Consider the following 15,082-nt stretch of genomic DNA (forward strand, 5'->3'; position numbering starts at 1 on the left):
GAGCAGGACATGAAGCTTACCCCACGGGAAAAGGACAAGCTGCTGGTGGCGATGGCGGCAAACGTCGCGCGCCGACGGCTGGAACGCGGTGTCGTGCTCAATTATCCGGAAGCCGTGGCCCTCATCACCGATCACGTCGTCGAAGGCGCGCGGGACGGCAAAAGCGTGGCCGAACTCATGGCCAGCGGCGGCCGCGTTCTGACGCGCGACCAGGTCATGCAGGGCGTGGCTGAAATGATTCATGACGTGCAGGTGGAAGCGACTTTCCCCGATGGCACAAAGCTGGTGACCGTTCATGACCCGATACGCTGAATCCCTCGCCGCCGGTGCCATTCCCGGCGAAGTCCTGCCCGCCGAAGGCGAGATCGTCCTCAACGAAGACCAGCCGCGCCGGACGCTTCTGGTGACGAATACCGGCGACCGGCCGGTGCAGGTCGGCAGCCATTATCATTTTGCCGAGGTCAATCCGGCCCTGAAATTCGACCGCGCGCAGGCCACAGGCTGGCGGCTGGACGTCGCGTCGGGCGGGGCCATCCGGTTTGAACCGGGGCAGGACCGCGAAGTTACGCTCGTCCCCCTGCGTGGCCTGCGGCGCGTCGTGGGCTTCCGGGGCGATGTCATGGGGAGTGTGGATCAGTGATGCGTCTTTCCAGACATGACTATGCCGGACAGTTCGGCCCCACGGTCGGCGACCGCCTGCGCCTCGCCGATACCGCGCTGCTCGTCGAGATCGAGCGCGACCACACGATCTATGGCGAGGAAGTCCGCTTCGGCGGCGGCAAGACCATCCGCGACGGCATGGGCCAGTCGCAGGTTACGCGGGCTGAGGGTGCGGCGGATACCGTCATTACAAACGCTGTCATCATCGATCACTGGGGGATCGTGAAGGCCGATGTTGCACTCCGCGACGGGCGGATCGCTGCCATCGGCAAGGCGGGTAACCCCGATATCCAGCCGGGCGTGGACATCATCATCGGCCCGGGTACGGAAATCATCGCGGGCGAGGGCAAGATCCTGACCGCCGGCGGGATCGACAGCCACATCCATTTCATCTGCCCGCAGCAGATCGAGGAAGCACTGGCTTCGGGCATCACGACCATGCTCGGCGGCGGCACCGGCCCTGCCACCGGCACGGCCGCCACGACCTGCACACCCGGCCCCTGGCATCTGGCGCGGATGCTTCAGGCGGCGGAAGCCTTCCCGGTCAATCTGGCGTTCGCGGGCAAGGGCAACGCCTCCCGCCCGGACGGGCTGGAGGAAATGGTGCGTGCCGGGGCCTGCTGCCTCAAACTGCATGAAGACTGGGGCTCAACCCCGGCCGCCATCGACTGCTGCCTGAGCGTTGCGGACCGCATGGACGTGCAGGTCATGATCCATACCGATACGCTGAATGAAAGCGGCTTCGTCGAGGACACGATCGCCGCCTTTCAGGGCCGCACGATCCACGCCTTCCACACGGAAGGCGCGGGCGGGGGCCATGCGCCGGACATCATCCGCGTGGCAGGCCTGCCCAACGTCCTGCCGTCCTCGACCAATCCCACGCGCCCGTTCACCGTCAACACGCTGGACGAACATCTGGACATGCTGATGGTCTGCCATCACCTGGACCAGCGCGTGCCGGAAGACATCGCCTTCGCCGAAAGCCGCATCCGCCGCGAGACGATCGCCGCCGAGGACATCTTCCATGACATGGGCGTGCTCTCGATGATGTCGTCGGACAGTCAGGCCATGGGCCGCGTGGGCGAAGTCCCGCTGCGCACATGGCAGACCGCCCATAAAATGAAAATCCAGCGCGGCTCTCTGCTCGGGGATGTTGCTGCGGATAATGCCCGCGTGAAGCGCTATATCGCCAAATACACCATCAACCCCGCCATCTCGCATGGCCTGTCCCATGAAGTCGGATCCATCGAAGTCGGCAAGCTGGCGGATCTGGTCCTGTGGGACCCCGCTTTCTTTGGCGTCAAACCCGATCTGGTCATCAAGGGCGGGGCCATCGTCTATGCGATGATGGGCGATCCCAACGCCTCGATCCCCACGCCGCAGCCCGTGCATGGCCGCATGATGTTCGGCGGCTATGGCGGCGCGCTGACCCATACCAGCCTGACCTTCGTGTCACAGGCCGCGCTGGAAGACGATATCGGCAAAAAGCTGGGTCTGCGCCGGCCGCTCTCGGCCGTCTCGAACGTGCGCGGCGGGATCGGCAAGCGCAGCATGATCCATAACGACGCCATGCCCCATATCGAAGTCGATCCCGAAACCTATGAAGTGCGGGCCGATGGCGTGCTCCTGACCTGCGAACCCGCCGAAGTCCTGCCCATGGCCCAGAGGTATTTCCTGTTCTGATGACCCAAATCCTGGATATCCTTCCCGCCGGAAGCTGGCCCGAAACCGAGGCCAGCGGCACCTTCGCCGCCGATTATGAAGGACGGCACCGGCGCCGCATGATGCTGACCCTGCAGAACGGTGAGAAAATCCGGCTGGAGCTGGAACATGCCCGCCTGCTTCAGGCCGGGGAAGGGCTGCGTCTGGAGGACGGTCGCATCATCCGCGTGGAAGCGCTGCCCGAAGAGCTGATGGAAGTCACGGCCCACAGCCCCCTGCAACTGCTTCAGCTCGCCTGGCATCTGGGCAACCGGCACCTGCCCGCCGCCATTTCGGAACACGCCATCCTCGTGCGCCGCGATCACGTCATTGCCGACATGATCCACGGTCTGGGCGGACATGTGCGCATGGTGGAAGCGCCGTTCGACCCGGAAAGCGGGGCCTATGCCTCCCGCGCGGGCGGCCACGAACCGCACCACCACGGGGACGGGCACCATCACCACACGCATGACTGAAACTCCGCTCCCGCAGACAGGCGCCGCCTTCCTGCGTCTCCTGTCCTGGGTGTCGCCAGCCTTTCCAACGGGCGGATACGCCTACAGCCACGGTCTGGAATGGGCGGTGGAAAGCGGGGACGTCACGGATGTCGCCACACTCTGCGACTGGATCGGCTGCCTGCTGGAGCACGGCGCGCCGGGCAGTGACCTGATCGTCCTTCAGGAAGCATGGAGCGCCGCGTACGACATGCCCCGCCTGCGCGAACTGGCGGAATTTGCCTGCGCCTGCGCCTCATCGCGGGAGCGGTATGACGAAACAGTCTATCAGGGCGAAGCCTTCCTCAAGGCTGCGTCCGTCTGGCCCGTCACGCCCGATCCGTCCGAACTGCGCGGCACGCGCTGGCCGCTGCCGGTGGCGCAGGGGCTGGTCTTCCGGCGCGGCGGCATCACGCGGGAGGAGGCGCTGCTGTCGGGTGGATACGCCACCATCGCCGCCCTCGTCTCCGCAGCGGTGCGTCTGGTCCCGCTCGGGCAGACGGACGGCCTGCACGCTCTGGCCAAGCTGGAACCGCTTCTCTCGCGCGCCGTAACCGTCACGAAAAACCGGACCCTAGACGATGTCGGGGGCGCGTGCTTCCGCTCCGACCTCGCGGCCATGCATCACGAAACCCAGACAACAAGGTTGTTCAGAACATGACAAAAGCAAAACACGGCCCGCTGCGGGTGGGGATCGGCGGCCCGGTCGGAACGGGCAAGACGGCGCTGATGGATGCCCTGTGCCGGACCTTCCGTGACGACTACAACATCGCCGCCATCACGAACGACATCTACACGCGCGAAGACGCCGAGTTCCTGACCCGCGCGGGCTCCCTCCCGCCGGAGCGGATCAAGGGGATCGAAACGGGCGGCTGCCCCCATACGGCCATCCGTGAAGATGCCAGCATCAATCTGGCAGGCATCGCGGAACTGACGGAGCGCTTCGAAGGGCTGGATCTGGTTCTGGTGGAGAGCGGCGGCGACAATCTGGCCGCGACCTTCAGCCCTGAACTGGCGGACCTGACGATCTATGTGATCGACGTCTCGGCCGGCGACAAAATCCCCCGCAAGGGCGGCCCGGGCATTACCCGGAGCGACCTGCTGGTCATCAACAAGATCGATCTTGCGCCTTATGTCGGTGCCGATCTGGGCGTGATGGACCGCGACAGCAAAAAGATGCGCGGCACACGGCCCTTCGTCTTCGCCAATATCCGCGCCGGCGAGGGCGTCCCCGCCATCGCCCGCTTCATCATCGAACAGGGCGGGCTCTAAAAACCTGCTCCGGCTGCCCCTGCGAGAAGGGCAGCCGGAGCGGCGTTTCAGGCGTTGTCAGCGCCCTTGGAACGCTGAAGCATCCCGAACAGATCACGCGGATCATCCGGATCGGCGAGCATGTCCAGCTTCTCGTACAGGCCGGTTGCGTCCAGCTTGTCGCGCACATAACGCAGGGCCGAGAAGTCCTCGATCGCAAACCCCACGGAATCAAACAGCGTGATCTGGCTGTCACTGGCGCGGCCCTTCGCCTCGCCGTTGATGACCTGCCACAGCTCCGTCACCGGATGGTCTTCGGGAAGCTGCTGGATCTCGCCTTCAATGCGCGTCTGCGGCGGATATTCCGCAAAGATGGAGGATCGCAGCAGGATATCGCGCTGAAGCTCCGTCTTGCCCGGGCAGTCCCCGCCCACCGCGTTGATGTGAATGCCCGCGCCAACCATGTTGTCGGACAGGATCGTCGCGCACTGCTTGTCAGCCGTGACGGTCGTGATGATGTCCGCCCCGTCCACAGCCTCTTCGCTGCTATCGCAGATCGTGATGTCGAAACCCTGTCCGCTCAGATTGCGGGCACATTTTTCCGAAGCCGCCCGGTCCAGATCATACAGGCGCAGCGCACGGATTCCGACGATCTCGCGGAACGCCATCGCCTGGAACTCGGACTGCGCACCATTGCCGATGATGGCCATCGTCTTCGAATTTGCCGGAGCCAGATATTTCGCAGCCATAGCCGATGTTGCCGCCGTGCGAAGGGCCGTCAGCAGCGTCATTTCGGACAGAAGCGTCGGATAGCCCGAAGCCACATCCGCCAGCATGCCGAACGCCGTAACTGTCTGCAGGCCTTCCTTCGTGTTCTTGGGATGGCCGTTGACGTATTTGAACCCGTACAGGCTGCTGTCGCTCGTCGGCATCAGTTCGATGACGCCTTCGGCCGAATGCGCGGCCACGCGCGGGGTCTTGTCGAATTCCGGCCAGCGCTTGAAGTCGGCTTCAAGATACTCCGCAAGCTCGCGCAGGAAGGTCTCGATCCCGATGGTGTGGACGAGCGCCATCATGTTCTCGACCGAGACGAACGGCACGAAGGCGAGATGGGAAGGGGCGGGGGCGAAGGAAGTCATCTCAGTAGGTCCTTGTCTTGCGTTCGAGAACACGGCGGCCAAAGAGGCTGGCGGCCAGATCGGTCATGAGCAGGGCGGTCTTGGCGCGGACGTCGAGGAACGGGTTGAGCTCCGCCAGATCCAGCGACGTCACGAGCCCGCTGTCATGAAGCATCTCCATGATGAGATGCGCCTCACGGAAGGTCGCACCGCCATTGACGGTCGTGCCTACGGCCGGCGCGATGTCCGGGTCGAGGAAGTCCACGTCCAGGCTGACATGCAGGCGGCCATTGGCCGCGCGAACACGGTCCAGAAAGCTGTTCAGCGGGCCGACAATGCCCTGCTCGTCAATGGCGCGCATGTCAAAAACGGTGATGCCGATTTCCGCGACATGGCGCTTCTCGGCCTGATCGACGGATCGGATGCCCATCATGCACATGTTGCGCGGATCGACGGGCGCGACAGGCGGCGGGAAGCCCTCGAATCCCGACTGTCCCGTGAAATAGGCGACAGGCGTGCCGTGCAGATTGCCGCTCGTCGTCGTATGCAGCGTATGCAGGTCAGTATGGGCGTCCAGCCACAGGACGAACTGGGGCCGCCCCAGATCCTGCGCATGACGCGCCACACCCGACACCGTCCCGGCGGACATGGAGTGATCCCCGCCCAGGAAAATCGGAAAATCGCAGGCTTTCGCCATCTCGTAAGCCCGCTCACCGACGCTTTTCGTCCAGGCGATAATGGCGTCCAGATTGCGCACGGCGGGGTTGGAATGGCTCACATCCGGCATCGCGGCCGGCACGGCGTCTCCCACATCCTCAACCTGCCATCCGAGCTCCTGCAGGATTTCGGGCAGTCCCGCGATGCGAAAGGCCGTCGGGCCCATGATGCAGCCTCTTTCGGAGGTTCCGCTCTGGGTGGGGACGCCCAGAATCTGGCACGTCTTCATCTCAACTCCTTTCCGATACTCTGCGCCGGGGCTTCAGCCCTGACGCGAAAAATGGCTGACAAACCTGTCGAAGCGCTCATCCATACCGCCTTTGAACAGATCCTGCGGGGCACCCTGGACGCGGACGGTTCCTTTTTCCAGAAACACGACCCGGCTTGAGACATCCCGCGCAAACGCCATTTCATGCGTGACAATCAGCATGGTCCTGCCCTCGGCCGCCAGATCCTGCATGACTTTGAGCACTTCGCCGACCAGTTCCGGGTCCAGCGCGGAGGTCGGCTCATCGAACAGCAGGACGCGCGGACGCATGACGATGGCGCGGGCAATCGCGACCCGCTGCTGCTGCCCGCCCGAAAGCTGGGACGGATAATAATCCGCCCGGTTCAGCAGACCGACACGGTCCAGCGCCTTCTCGGCTTCCTCACGCACTTCGTGGCGGTTGCGTCCCTGAACATGGACCGGCCCTTCCATGACATTCTGCAGGACCGTCCGGTGGCTCCACAGGCAGAAGTTCTGGAACACCATGCCGACCTGCGACCGCAGGCGGTTGACCTGCCGCGCATCCGCAATCTGCCGCTCTGCGCCCTTCATGCGGAAACGGACATCCTCGCCCAGCACGTTGAGCGCGCCGCCCGAAGGAACTTCCAGAAGGTTCAGACAGCGCAGGAACGTGGATTTTCCCGAGCCGGAAGCCCCCAGGATCGAAATCACCTCGCCTTCATGCGCGTCCAGATCAACGCCCCGCAGGACGTCCAGGGCGCCATAGCGTTTCGTCAGGCCGGTGGCGCGGATGACGGGGGAGGCGGACAGGGCCCCTGTGGCGGACTGGATCGGTTCCATGGAAACTCCGGAAAAGACGGGGGCGTCTGGGTCAGACCCGGCGACAGGGCGTGAGGCGGCGTTCAAGGAAATGGACCCCCGTGGCAATCACGAAAGTCAGCGCAAGATAGATCAGACCCGCAACCGTGAAGATTTCTTCCGAACGATAGGTCTTCGAGACCAGCCTGTAAGCCAGACCCGTGACATCCATCAGCGTGATCACACTCGCGAGCGACGTCGCTTTGAGCAGCAGGATGGCCTCGTTGCCGTAATTCGCCAGCCCGTATTGCAGAGCCTGCGGCCAGATGATCCGCCGGCGCAGCAGCAGTCCGGACATGCCCATCGCGCGCGCTGCCTCGATCTCCCGCGCGGGAACCGCCGCGATGGCGCCACGGATGATTTCCGCGCCATAGGCCGAGGTGTTGAGCGAGAGCGCGAGAATGGCGCACCAGTAGGCCTGCTGCAAAAACGGCCAGGCAAAGGACGCCCGCAGAAAATCGATCTGCCCGAAGCCGTAATAGACGATGAAAATCTGCACCAGCAGCGGCGTGCCCTGAAAGAGCATCACATACAGCGCAGCCAGCCAGCGCGCCGGAGCAAACCGGCTCCCGGCCAGTGCAGCGATCCCGACCGCAAGCACAAATCCCGTGCAGAGCGACGTTGCTGCCAGCCGGAGGGTCAGCGGCACACCTGTGAGGAGCGTCTTTGCCGTTGCGAAAAGAAAAGGCCAGTCCATCCTATCGCCCCCAGCAGCGTGCAAGACGTCTCTCGACAGTCCGGATGCCCAGCGCCGTGATCTGCCCCATGACAAGATAAAGCAGCGCAGCCACACCGTAGAACAGCAGCGGCTGCCGTGTCGCACCCGACGCAATCGTGGACTGCCGGAGAAGCTCGACCAGCCCGATGATGGACAAAAGCGCCGTCTCCTTGAGAACGGACTGCCAGATATTGCCCAGCGCAGGCAGCGCAAACCGCAGGGTCTGGGGTGCTATGACACGCCACAGCAGGATAAAGCTGGACATGCCGCAGGCCTTGCCCGCCTCGATCTGCCCACGTTCGAGGCGCAGATAGGCGCTGCGATAGGCCTCGGTCTGATAGGCCCCCGAAACCAGCCCGATGGCCACGACACCGATAATGAAAGAGGGCAGGGAGAAGAACCCCGGAAACCCCGCCAGATGCATCAGCCGTGTCAGCGCGAGCGAGCCCCCGAAATAGAACAGATAGACGACGAGGATCTCCGGAATCCCGCGAAAAACCGTCGTGTAAAAAGTGCCAATCCCCCGCAGGCCTCGGGACGACGCCAGCTTGAGCGCCGCGCCTGCCGCTCCAAGAAGACTGCCCAGCGCAAAGCTGCACACCGCCGCCACGAGCGTCAGCCCGGCCGCCAGCAGCAGGAGCTTTCCCCAGCCTTCCGGGCCAAACCCGATGAGCGTGAAGGCCGGTGTGCTCACGCGGCGTCTCCCGCGTCAAAGCGGCCGCCGCTGAACGGCGCAAGCAACGGATCGACCGTCCGGCCAACCAGAGAGCGCCCCACAACATCGCCCACCGCTGGCGAAAGCTGGAACCCATGCCCGCAGAACCCGAAGACATGCCACAGATCCGGCGTGTCTTCGCCCGGCCCGATTACGGGAATCCCGTCCGGCGTCGCGCCTTCAAGCCCGGTCCAGGTCCGCAGGACCGGCACATGAGCCAGGGCCGGGAACGCCTCAAGCGTGGCGGCCGCGCCCTCGGGCATCCGGTCCATGACGGTAAAGGACGTGTCATGATCCGCGCAGGGCTTCCCAAGAATGCCCCCGCCGATCACCAGCGATCCAACAGCGCTCTGCTTGAAGGACAGCGGACGGTCGATCCCGATGACAACAGGCTCAAGGAACGGCTGCGTCCGCGCCGTGACCATCATGGAGGGAGCGACCACCTTCAGCGGAAGCGTCTGCCCCGCCATGGACGCCACCTGCGCGCCCCAGGCCCCGGCACAGTTGACCAGCACGCCCGCTTCATACCGCCCCGACGACGCCGCAACGGACCATCCGCCGCCTGGCAGACGCTCCAGCCCCAGAACACGGCAGTTCTCGACGATCTTTGCCCCCGCCGCCATGGCTGCCTGCCTGAAAGCCCGGGTCGACGCGGCCGGATTGGCATGTCCGTCCCCGCGCGAAACAAGCCCGCCCAGAGCCTGCTCCGTCAGACCGGGCAGCATCTTCCGGACTTCCGTGGCGGAGAGAAGCTCTTCCGCCCCCAGTCCCCGCCGTTCCATCTCCTGCACGCGGCCCAGCGTCCAGGACATCTCCGCCTCATCGAGGGCCACCGCGATCTGCCCGACGCCGAGCCGAACCTCACAGCTTTCCGCAGCCCTCGCACCAACAAGCCGGTCGAGATGGCGCCAGTGCTCCATCGCCAGTTCGGACAGCGGATATTCCCGCCAGTCCCGCATCAGCGTGCGCAGGCCCCCCGCATTGACGCTGGAGGCATGGCGCCCGGCGACATTCTTGTCGAGCAGCGTGACACGCCAGCCCGCACGCGCCAGGAACAGGGCGATCGAACAGCCCTGAAGTCCGGCACCGATGATCAGAGCGGTTTCATTCTGCCGGGGCATCGACCGTATCCTCTGATGCATTTTCGGGCTTGTCTTCAAGTGTCAGCCGGATGGTAGCCCGGGGGTCAAGACCCGATAGCTTTGCCACCGCCCCAAGCGGGATCGGCCGGATCGGCGGCCGTCCCCGGAACGTCGGCGGACAACCCGCAGCACGTGTTTCATCCTGAAGCAGACGCGCCGCCGTCACCATGCAGCTTCGCCCCTGACACGGCCCCATGCCGCAGCGTGTTTCGCCGCGCAGCGCATCCATGTTCCGAAAGCCCGAGCGGATCTTCTCCCGCAGATCCCCGGCCGTCAGCTCCTCGCAGCGGCAGACGATCGTGTCATCATCCGGCAGTGCCTGCGCCAGGCCCGGTGGAAACGCCGCATCCAGAAACGGACGCACGGACAGCGCCTTATCGACCGCCCGCAAAGCCTCTGCGGACGGTTCCGCACCCTGATCCAGCGCCGCCAGAATGGCCTGCGCGGCCACTCTGCCATGCGCCATGGCGGCATCCGCGCCCCCGATCCTGCGGGCATCGCCCGTAACGCGCAGCACGCACGGCCCTGCGGACATTTCCGGCGGAAGGGTTGAGGCGCCCAGCCCGTCCGGCGTCGTCGCCGGACGCCAGCTCGCATTGGGCCCGTCCCATTGCAGACGCAGCCCCGCCGCATTGGGAATATCGATCGCAGGCACGATCCCGTCATGGACGATCAGCAGATCACAGGGCAGCGTCTGCCGTTTTCCACCGACCGTAAAGCTCACGCTCTCGACGCTCTGCGTCCCATGCGCGGCCAGGTTCTCAAGCCCCGTCACGGATTTCACACCCGCCAGCTTCAGACGCCCCAGCCAGCCCAGCCCCTTCACAAGCGGCACAAGCCCGCCCGGGCGCAGATGCCGCATAGCTCGCACACTATCGGAAAGCCGGTCGGTCCGGCCCACGAGCGCCGGTTTGACGCCAAGCTGGTGCAACTGGTTGGCCAGCAGCAGCAGCAGCGGACCCGTCCCCGCCAGAACGATCCTGCCCGAAGGCTTCAGATGGCCGGCCTTGAGCAGCGTCTGCAATGCACCCGCCGTCATGACGCCGGGCAGTGTCCAGCCCGGAAATGGCACAGGCCGCTCCATCGCCCCATGAGCGAGCAGAACCTGCCGCCCCCGCACATAGCCGGCGTTCATGCCCTGCAACCAGCCCACGGTTCCATCGGGCCGCACTTCCCACACGGTGGTCTGCGGCCGGTAATCAATTCCGGAAAACGCCCGGAAACGCCGGATCAGATCCGCACCTGCCCGATAGGCAGGCCCCAGCGCGGCCAGAAGGCTCTGGCTTGCGGGGCTCGTGTCGCACAGATTGGCTTCAAGGCTCCGGAAAATCTGGCCGCCGGGCGCAGGCTGCATGTCCAGCACGATGACGGAGCGACCCGCCTCCGCCAGCGTCACCGCAGCCGCCATTCCGGAAGGCCCGCAACCGACGATGATGACATCCGCATCAGGGAGAGGCGCGTTGATGCTCATGGGACGGACGGCTCCAGCGCCGGCGGCGCCCCGGCCTGCCGGCGTACCTTCATGCCGTCGCGCACCAGCGTCAGGCAGGCCTGCCGGTTCCCGATGCCGTCGATTTCGACGAGACATTCAAAGCAGTGCCCGATCATGCAGTAGGGCAGGCGTGGCGCGCCGGAAACCGGTGTCAGGCGGTTATACGGCACCCCGGCCCGCAGCAGACAGGCCGCAACGGTCTCACCCGCACGGGCTCGGACCGGCTGCCCGTCAACAGACAGGGTGACCGCATCGGTGAGGGGGGCGAGGTCTGAAAACATCTTCGGTCCCGGTTGAAGGCCAGAGGAATGACCAGGGGAATAGGCAAAGGCGGGGCGCGTTACGGACTCATTCATGGATCGAGATATCCGTGCCGAACCATTTTTCTGACAGTTTCTGATTGGTGCCGTCACGGTTGACGGATGTCAGGGCCGCGTCAAAGGCATTGCGCAGCGCATCATCATCCGGGCGGAAGGCGATATTGGTCGTGTTCGACCCCAGCACCCCGCCCGAGAATGTTGGCCCGGTCATGACGAGTGCCCCTTTGGGAGCCGCCTCCATCATCGTCCCGAAGGTGGTGACATTGGCGATGGCAATATCGATGCGCCCGGCAATCAGCTCCAGTCCAAGCTGGTCGAGGGAAGGGTATTCCATGATCTTCAGGCCCTGAAGATAGGCATCGGCAAACCCCGCGGCCGTCGAGCCCGTCTGCACCCCGATGACCTTCCCGGCCAGGGCGGTCTTCAGCTCGGCAAGGGCCGCCTGCGCCGCCTGCGGCCCGCGCGTCAGGTCAAAAGGCACACCCGTATGGGCCAGACGGGTCAGGGAGCCTGTGCCCGAGGTCAGAAAACCGTTCGGCGCCCGGGTATAGGGATGCGAGAACGAGACAACTTTGCGCCGCTCGTCCGTAACGCCCATGGACGCGATGATGGCATCGTACTGCCCCACGCGAAGCCCGGGGATAAGCCCGTTCCAGTCCTGCGTGACAACCCTGCAGCTCGCATGCATCCGCTCGCAGAGCACTTTCACGAGGTCCATTTCATACCCGGCATAGGAGCCGTCCGGTTTGGCAAAGGCCCAGGGCGGATATGTGCCTTCCGCGCCGATGGTAATGTGGTGGGGAAAGTCTTCTGCAACGACAGACGCCTTAAACGTCCCGAACAGGCACGCCCCAGACAGGACCGGAAGAAGCAGACATGTCGCACGAACAGCCATTCATGAAGTTCCCGCCAGGGTGTGAGGGAAAGGATCACTCACCTGCTTTATGGCCTTGAGTTCGATATCGGAATATATTTCTTCTTGGCAGAAAGCGTAAGCTGAGCTTACGCTTTAGGGATGCAGCCCCACCGTATTCCGTCCCTGAACTGGCTTCGCGTCTTCGATGCCGCCGCACGGCACCAGAGTTTCGCCTCCGCCGGACGCGAGCTGAACATGTCCGCCGCCGCTGTCAGTCAGCAGATCCTGGCGCTGGAAACCTATCTCAAGAAACCCCTGTTCCTCCGGAGCGCCAACAAGGTCCGCCTCACGCTGGAAGGCAACGAGTTCCTGCCGACCATTCAGGTCTCCCTCCGCGCCATCGAGGCCAAATCCGCCTCCCTGTTTCCCAGACGGGACGTGGAACGTGTCTCTCTCGTTGCCAGCCAGCTGATGGCCATGAGCTGGCTGCCCCGTCGCCTGACGGCTTTTGAAAAGAAGCATCCCTCGGTGCGTGTGGATCTCATTACGGAAGACTCCCAGCGCAACGGAGAGCCGGACCTCGCAATCCGTTTTGATTACGTCATGACTACGCGGGAGCATCCGGGATGGCTGATGGGGATCAGCCATGTCGTTGTCGGACAGCCGCAGGACGTGGAACGCATCACCACGGCAGAGGCTGTCATGGACTACAAGCTGCTTGATGTCCGCTCGCATGCCGTGGGCTGGAATACGCTGCTGTCCCGCTATCCCGGGATTTCCGACACCTCCGCCCTGACGGTGGAATCCGTGGATACGACGCCCCTGGCCCTCATGATGGTCAAGGAAGGCTCCGCTCTCGCCCTCGTGCCATGGCCAGCCGCACAGAACCTCGTCGAAGCCCTGGGACTGACGGTCTGCAACACCCTTCCGGCCATACCGGGTCTGGGAAATTACTATATCGAACAGTTCTCCGGCCACGGCGTCCGCCCCGTCATCCGGTCGCTGTTTAACGAACTGCGCCGATCCAGCCAGAAAGTCTAGGTGACGTTGCCAAAAGATCTGATCCAGAGCTTTGCGGCGACGAGATTGAGGAGGCTCGTGAAGAGCAAGGCGGTCCTGCCGACCAACAGGAATGCTCATTGACCTCGTCGTTTCAACTCTCATGTGAAGAGCCTCTCAGCTTTGCCAGTGGGGAGATGACAGATCTGACCGCACCGAGTGCCTATTCGGGGCTATATGGTTTCCATAAATATTGGGGAAAGAAGCCGGTTGAACCCCTGCGTGCCTTGATATCGGTGCTCAGTGACGCTGGTGATCTTGTAGCCGATCCCTTTTTGGGGGCGGGCGCGATTGCCAGGGAAGCCGCTGCATTGAAGCGGCGTTTTCTTGGCAGTGATATAAATCCTGTCGCCCTTCGTCTTGCTTCTTTCAATATGAATCCCTGTTCCACAGAGGCTTACAAGAGTGCACTCCAGCATCTGTCCGATACTGTCCGAAGCACTATTCTTGAAAGCTATGATGTGGAGGGCCTGGGTCTGACCAGTCACCTTTTATGGGAAGAGGGTGTTATCTCGTCAGTCTGGCAGCGCCCGGTATCGGGTGTTCGGCGCCGTCTTGAACGCAGTGCAACAAATGCCGATTACAAATTGTCTGCGCTTTATGAAGGATATGAGCCCCAAATCCTTCGTGATCTGGTGATATTCAAAAACAGCCGGATCAATGCCAATGCGGATCTTGACTGGAAAACCCTGTTCAGTGGGCGTGCTCTTCGTAATATTGAGATATTAATCAAGGCAATCAGACGTCTGCCTTCCGATGTGAGAGAGGTTTTTGAACTGACGCTGACGGCGTCCATAGGCCAGATGTCCCGGATGGTTTTTGCCATTACGTCTCGTGGGAAAACGACTGGAACAACCACAGGAAAAGTCGAAGTCGGAAGTTGGGTGCTCGGATTCTGGCGGCCAAAGCAGCACTTCGAGATAAACGTCTGGAACTGCTTTGAAGCCAGAGCCAACAAGCTTGCCAGGGCTTTGCCCGAGATACCGGTCCCAGTAACCGTTGGAAAGACGATCGCCAGTGTTCTTGGCGACCAGGCTGCGGTCTACCTGAACAATCAGGGCGCTTTATCTTTGCTCAGGGAAGTTCCTGAAAGCTCCATTCAGCTTGTCATCACCGATCCCCCGCATGGGGACAGAATACCGTACTTAGAACTCAGTGAGATTTGGAACGCCGTCTTGGACGAGACCCCCTGTCTGTCTGAGGAAATAGTGGTTTCGAACGCGGCTGCCCGTCAGATGACGATGAATGAATATAATGCCAGACTGACGGAGGCGCTACAAACGACGGCTCTAAAAGTAAAAGACGGTGGGTTCGTTGTTCTTCTTTTTAATTCGAGACATCAAAAAGAATGGCAGGCCCTCAAAGCTCTTGAGAGCGCTGAAGGAATCAGTCTGGTGGGCGCGCTGCCCCTTCATTACTCCGCCCGATCAGTTGTACAGGACACTCGAAAAGGGGCCATGAAAACGGATTTCATTATTATTTATGCCAAGGGCAAACCCTGTTCCGAGCGTGTGCGAAAACTGGCGATGGTACCTGGCTGGATTTCGCACTTACCTTCTTGCACTAAAATAAAGAATGCACGGTAAAAGCTGATGTCATCGTTGCTCGGAGTTCTCAGGTATAGAGCGGCTGCTGTGTCCGGGATACGAGATCCAGCGATGATAACACGACCCGTTTCTGCCCTTCGCGGCTATCCACCCCCGCAGAGACGTGAGGCAACACTTGCCTGCTTGGGCTGTTGAACATGGCAGA

At 62.9% G+C, this 15,082-nt stretch carries 17 protein-coding genes; 8 read left to right on the plus strand and 9 right to left on the minus strand.

Annotated features, from left to right (window positions below; genetic code table 11):
* Positions 1–9: 9 nt before the first annotated feature.
* The 6 genes from GLS_RS08160 to ureG are packed head-to-tail and all read left to right on the plus strand — an operon-like array spanning position 10 to position 4,127.
* Positions 10–312, plus strand: a complete 303-nt coding sequence (locus GLS_RS08160; RefSeq protein ID WP_041111843.1) for an urease subunit gamma — start codon at positions 10–12, stop codon at positions 310–312.
* Positions 296–640, plus strand: a complete 345-nt coding sequence (locus GLS_RS08165; protein WP_041111844.1) for an urease subunit beta — start codon at positions 296–298, stop codon at positions 638–640. The genes GLS_RS08160 and GLS_RS08165 overlap by 17 nt, the downstream gene beginning before the upstream one ends.
* Positions 637–2,343 (plus strand): urease subunit alpha, encoded by a 1,707-nt coding sequence (ureC, locus tag GLS_RS08170; RefSeq protein ID WP_080691932.1) that lies wholly within the window; start codon positions 637–639, stop codon positions 2,341–2,343. The genes GLS_RS08165 and ureC overlap by 4 nt, the downstream gene beginning before the upstream one ends.
* A complete protein-coding gene (locus tag GLS_RS08175; RefSeq protein ID WP_041111846.1) occupies positions 2,343–2,837 on the plus strand; it encodes an urease accessory protein UreE in 495 nt (164 codons plus the stop codon). Before ureC ends, GLS_RS08175 begins: the two co-directional genes overlap by 1 nt.
* Positions 2,830–3,516, plus strand: coding sequence for an urease accessory protein UreF (locus tag GLS_RS08180; protein ID WP_052327644.1), 687 nt, complete (start codon positions 2,830–2,832; stop codon positions 3,514–3,516). Before GLS_RS08175 ends, GLS_RS08180 begins: the two co-directional genes overlap by 8 nt.
* The gene (ureG, locus tag GLS_RS08185; RefSeq protein WP_041111847.1) at positions 3,513–4,127 is read left to right on the plus strand and encodes an urease accessory protein UreG; all 615 of its coding nucleotides are present in this window, start codon (positions 3,513–3,515) and stop codon (positions 4,125–4,127) included. Before GLS_RS08180 ends, ureG begins: the two co-directional genes overlap by 4 nt.
* Before the next feature lie 47 nt (positions 4,128–4,174).
* Here ureG and GLS_RS08190 read toward each other — a convergent pair whose 3' ends face one another.
* From GLS_RS08190 to GLS_RS08230, 9 genes are all read right to left on the minus strand, one after another.
* Positions 4,175–5,245 carry an ornithine cyclodeaminase gene (locus GLS_RS08190; protein WP_041111848.1) on the minus strand — a complete coding sequence of 357 codons (1,071 nt, stop codon included), beginning with the start codon at positions 5,243–5,245 and terminating at the stop codon, positions 4,175–4,177.
* Position 5,246: 1 nt separating this feature from the next.
* Positions 5,247–6,170 (minus strand): arginase, encoded by a 924-nt coding sequence (gene rocF, locus GLS_RS08195; RefSeq protein WP_041111849.1) that lies wholly within the window; start codon positions 6,168–6,170, stop codon positions 5,247–5,249.
* A gap of 33 nt (positions 6,171–6,203) precedes the next feature.
* A complete protein-coding gene (locus GLS_RS08200) occupies positions 6,204–7,010 on the minus strand; it encodes an ATP-binding cassette domain-containing protein (protein ID WP_041111850.1) in 807 nt (268 codons plus the stop codon).
* 31 nt (positions 7,011–7,041) lie between these two features.
* Positions 7,042–7,725, minus strand: coding sequence for an ABC transporter permease (locus GLS_RS08205; protein ID WP_041111851.1), 684 nt, complete (start codon positions 7,723–7,725; stop codon positions 7,042–7,044).
* Between the two features lies 1 nt (position 7,726).
* Positions 7,727–8,440 (minus strand): ABC transporter permease, encoded by a 714-nt coding sequence (locus tag GLS_RS08210; RefSeq protein WP_041111852.1) that lies wholly within the window; start codon positions 8,438–8,440, stop codon positions 7,727–7,729.
* Positions 8,437–9,582: an NAD(P)/FAD-dependent oxidoreductase gene (locus GLS_RS08215; RefSeq protein WP_041111853.1), complete on the minus strand. Its 1,146-nt coding sequence runs from the start codon at positions 9,580–9,582 to the stop codon at positions 8,437–8,439. The genes GLS_RS08210 and GLS_RS08215 overlap by 4 nt, the downstream gene beginning before the upstream one ends.
* On the minus strand, positions 9,566–11,074 hold the full coding sequence (locus GLS_RS08220; RefSeq protein WP_041111854.1) for an FAD/NAD(P)-dependent oxidoreductase: 1,509 nt from the start codon (positions 11,072–11,074) through the stop codon (positions 9,566–9,568). The genes GLS_RS08215 and GLS_RS08220 overlap by 17 nt, the downstream gene beginning before the upstream one ends.
* The gene (locus GLS_RS08225) at positions 11,071–11,376 is read right to left on the minus strand and encodes a (2Fe-2S)-binding protein (protein WP_041112796.1); all 306 of its coding nucleotides are present in this window, start codon (positions 11,374–11,376) and stop codon (positions 11,071–11,073) included. The genes GLS_RS08220 and GLS_RS08225 overlap by 4 nt, the downstream gene beginning before the upstream one ends.
* A gap of 67 nt (positions 11,377–11,443) precedes the next feature.
* On the minus strand, positions 11,444–12,310 hold the full coding sequence (locus tag GLS_RS08230) for a transporter substrate-binding domain-containing protein (RefSeq protein WP_041111855.1): 867 nt from the start codon (positions 12,308–12,310) through the stop codon (positions 11,444–11,446).
* Positions 12,311–12,430: 120 nt separating this feature from the next.
* Here GLS_RS08230 and GLS_RS08235 point away from each other — a divergent pair, with 120 nt between their 5' ends.
* Positions 12,431–13,312, plus strand: coding sequence for a LysR family transcriptional regulator (locus tag GLS_RS08235; RefSeq protein WP_041111856.1), 882 nt, complete (start codon positions 12,431–12,433; stop codon positions 13,310–13,312).
* Between the two features lie 155 nt (positions 13,313–13,467).
* Entirely contained in the window at positions 13,468–14,916 is a 1,449-nt protein-coding gene (locus GLS_RS08240) for a DNA methyltransferase (RefSeq protein ID WP_148295912.1), read from the plus strand.
* The last annotated feature ends 166 nt before the right edge of the window (positions 14,917–15,082 follow it).

The sequence above is a fragment of the Gluconobacter oxydans DSM 3504 genome (genome assembly GCF_000583855.1).
Taxonomy (GTDB): Bacteria; Pseudomonadota; Alphaproteobacteria; order Acetobacterales; family Acetobacteraceae; genus Gluconobacter; species Gluconobacter oxydans.

What these genes read in the sequence shown, in the direction of transcription:
- GLS_RS08160 (WP_041111843.1), top strand. Translation starts at nt 10, where the DNA reads ATGAAGCTTACCCCACGGGAAAAGGACAAGCTGCTGGTGGCGATGGCG.
- GLS_RS08165 (WP_041111844.1), top strand. Translation starts at nt 296, where the DNA reads ATGACCCGATACGCTGAATCCCTCGCCGCCGGTGCCATTCCCGGCGAA.
- GLS_RS08175 (WP_041111846.1), top strand. Translation starts at nt 2,343, where the DNA reads ATGACCCAAATCCTGGATATCCTTCCCGCCGGAAGCTGGCCCGAAACC.
- GLS_RS08180 (WP_052327644.1), top strand. Translation starts at nt 2,830, where the DNA reads ATGACTGAAACTCCGCTCCCGCAGACAGGCGCCGCCTTCCTGCGTCTC.
- ureG (WP_041111847.1), top strand. Translation starts at nt 3,513, where the DNA reads ATGACAAAAGCAAAACACGGCCCGCTGCGGGTGGGGATCGGCGGCCCG.
- GLS_RS08190 (WP_041111848.1), bottom strand. Translation starts at nt 5,245, where the DNA reads ATGACTTCCTTCGCCCCCGCCCCTTCCCATCTCGCCTTCGTGCCGTTC.
- rocF (WP_041111849.1), bottom strand. Translation starts at nt 6,170, where the DNA reads ATGAAGACGTGCCAGATTCTGGGCGTCCCCACCCAGAGCGGAACCTCC.
- GLS_RS08200 (WP_041111850.1), bottom strand. Translation starts at nt 7,010, where the DNA reads ATGGAACCGATCCAGTCCGCCACAGGGGCCCTGTCCGCCTCCCCCGTC.
- GLS_RS08205 (WP_041111851.1), bottom strand. Translation starts at nt 7,725, where the DNA reads ATGGACTGGCCTTTTCTTTTCGCAACGGCAAAGACGCTCCTCACAGGT.
- GLS_RS08215 (WP_041111853.1), bottom strand. Translation starts at nt 9,582, where the DNA reads ATGCCCCGGCAGAATGAAACCGCTCTGATCATCGGTGCCGGACTTCAG.
- GLS_RS08220 (WP_041111854.1), bottom strand. Translation starts at nt 11,074, where the DNA reads ATGAGCATCAACGCGCCTCTCCCTGATGCGGATGTCATCATCGTCGGT.
- GLS_RS08225 (WP_041112796.1), bottom strand. Translation starts at nt 11,376, where the DNA reads ATGTTTTCAGACCTCGCCCCCCTCACCGATGCGGTCACCCTGTCTGTT.
- GLS_RS08230 (WP_041111855.1), bottom strand. Translation starts at nt 12,310, where the DNA reads ATGGCTGTTCGTGCGACATGTCTGCTTCTTCCGGTCCTGTCTGGGGCG.
- GLS_RS08235 (WP_041111856.1), top strand. Translation starts at nt 12,431, where the DNA reads ATGCAGCCCCACCGTATTCCGTCCCTGAACTGGCTTCGCGTCTTCGAT.
- GLS_RS08240 (WP_148295912.1), top strand. Translation starts at nt 13,468, where the DNA reads ATGACAGATCTGACCGCACCGAGTGCCTATTCGGGGCTATATGGTTTC.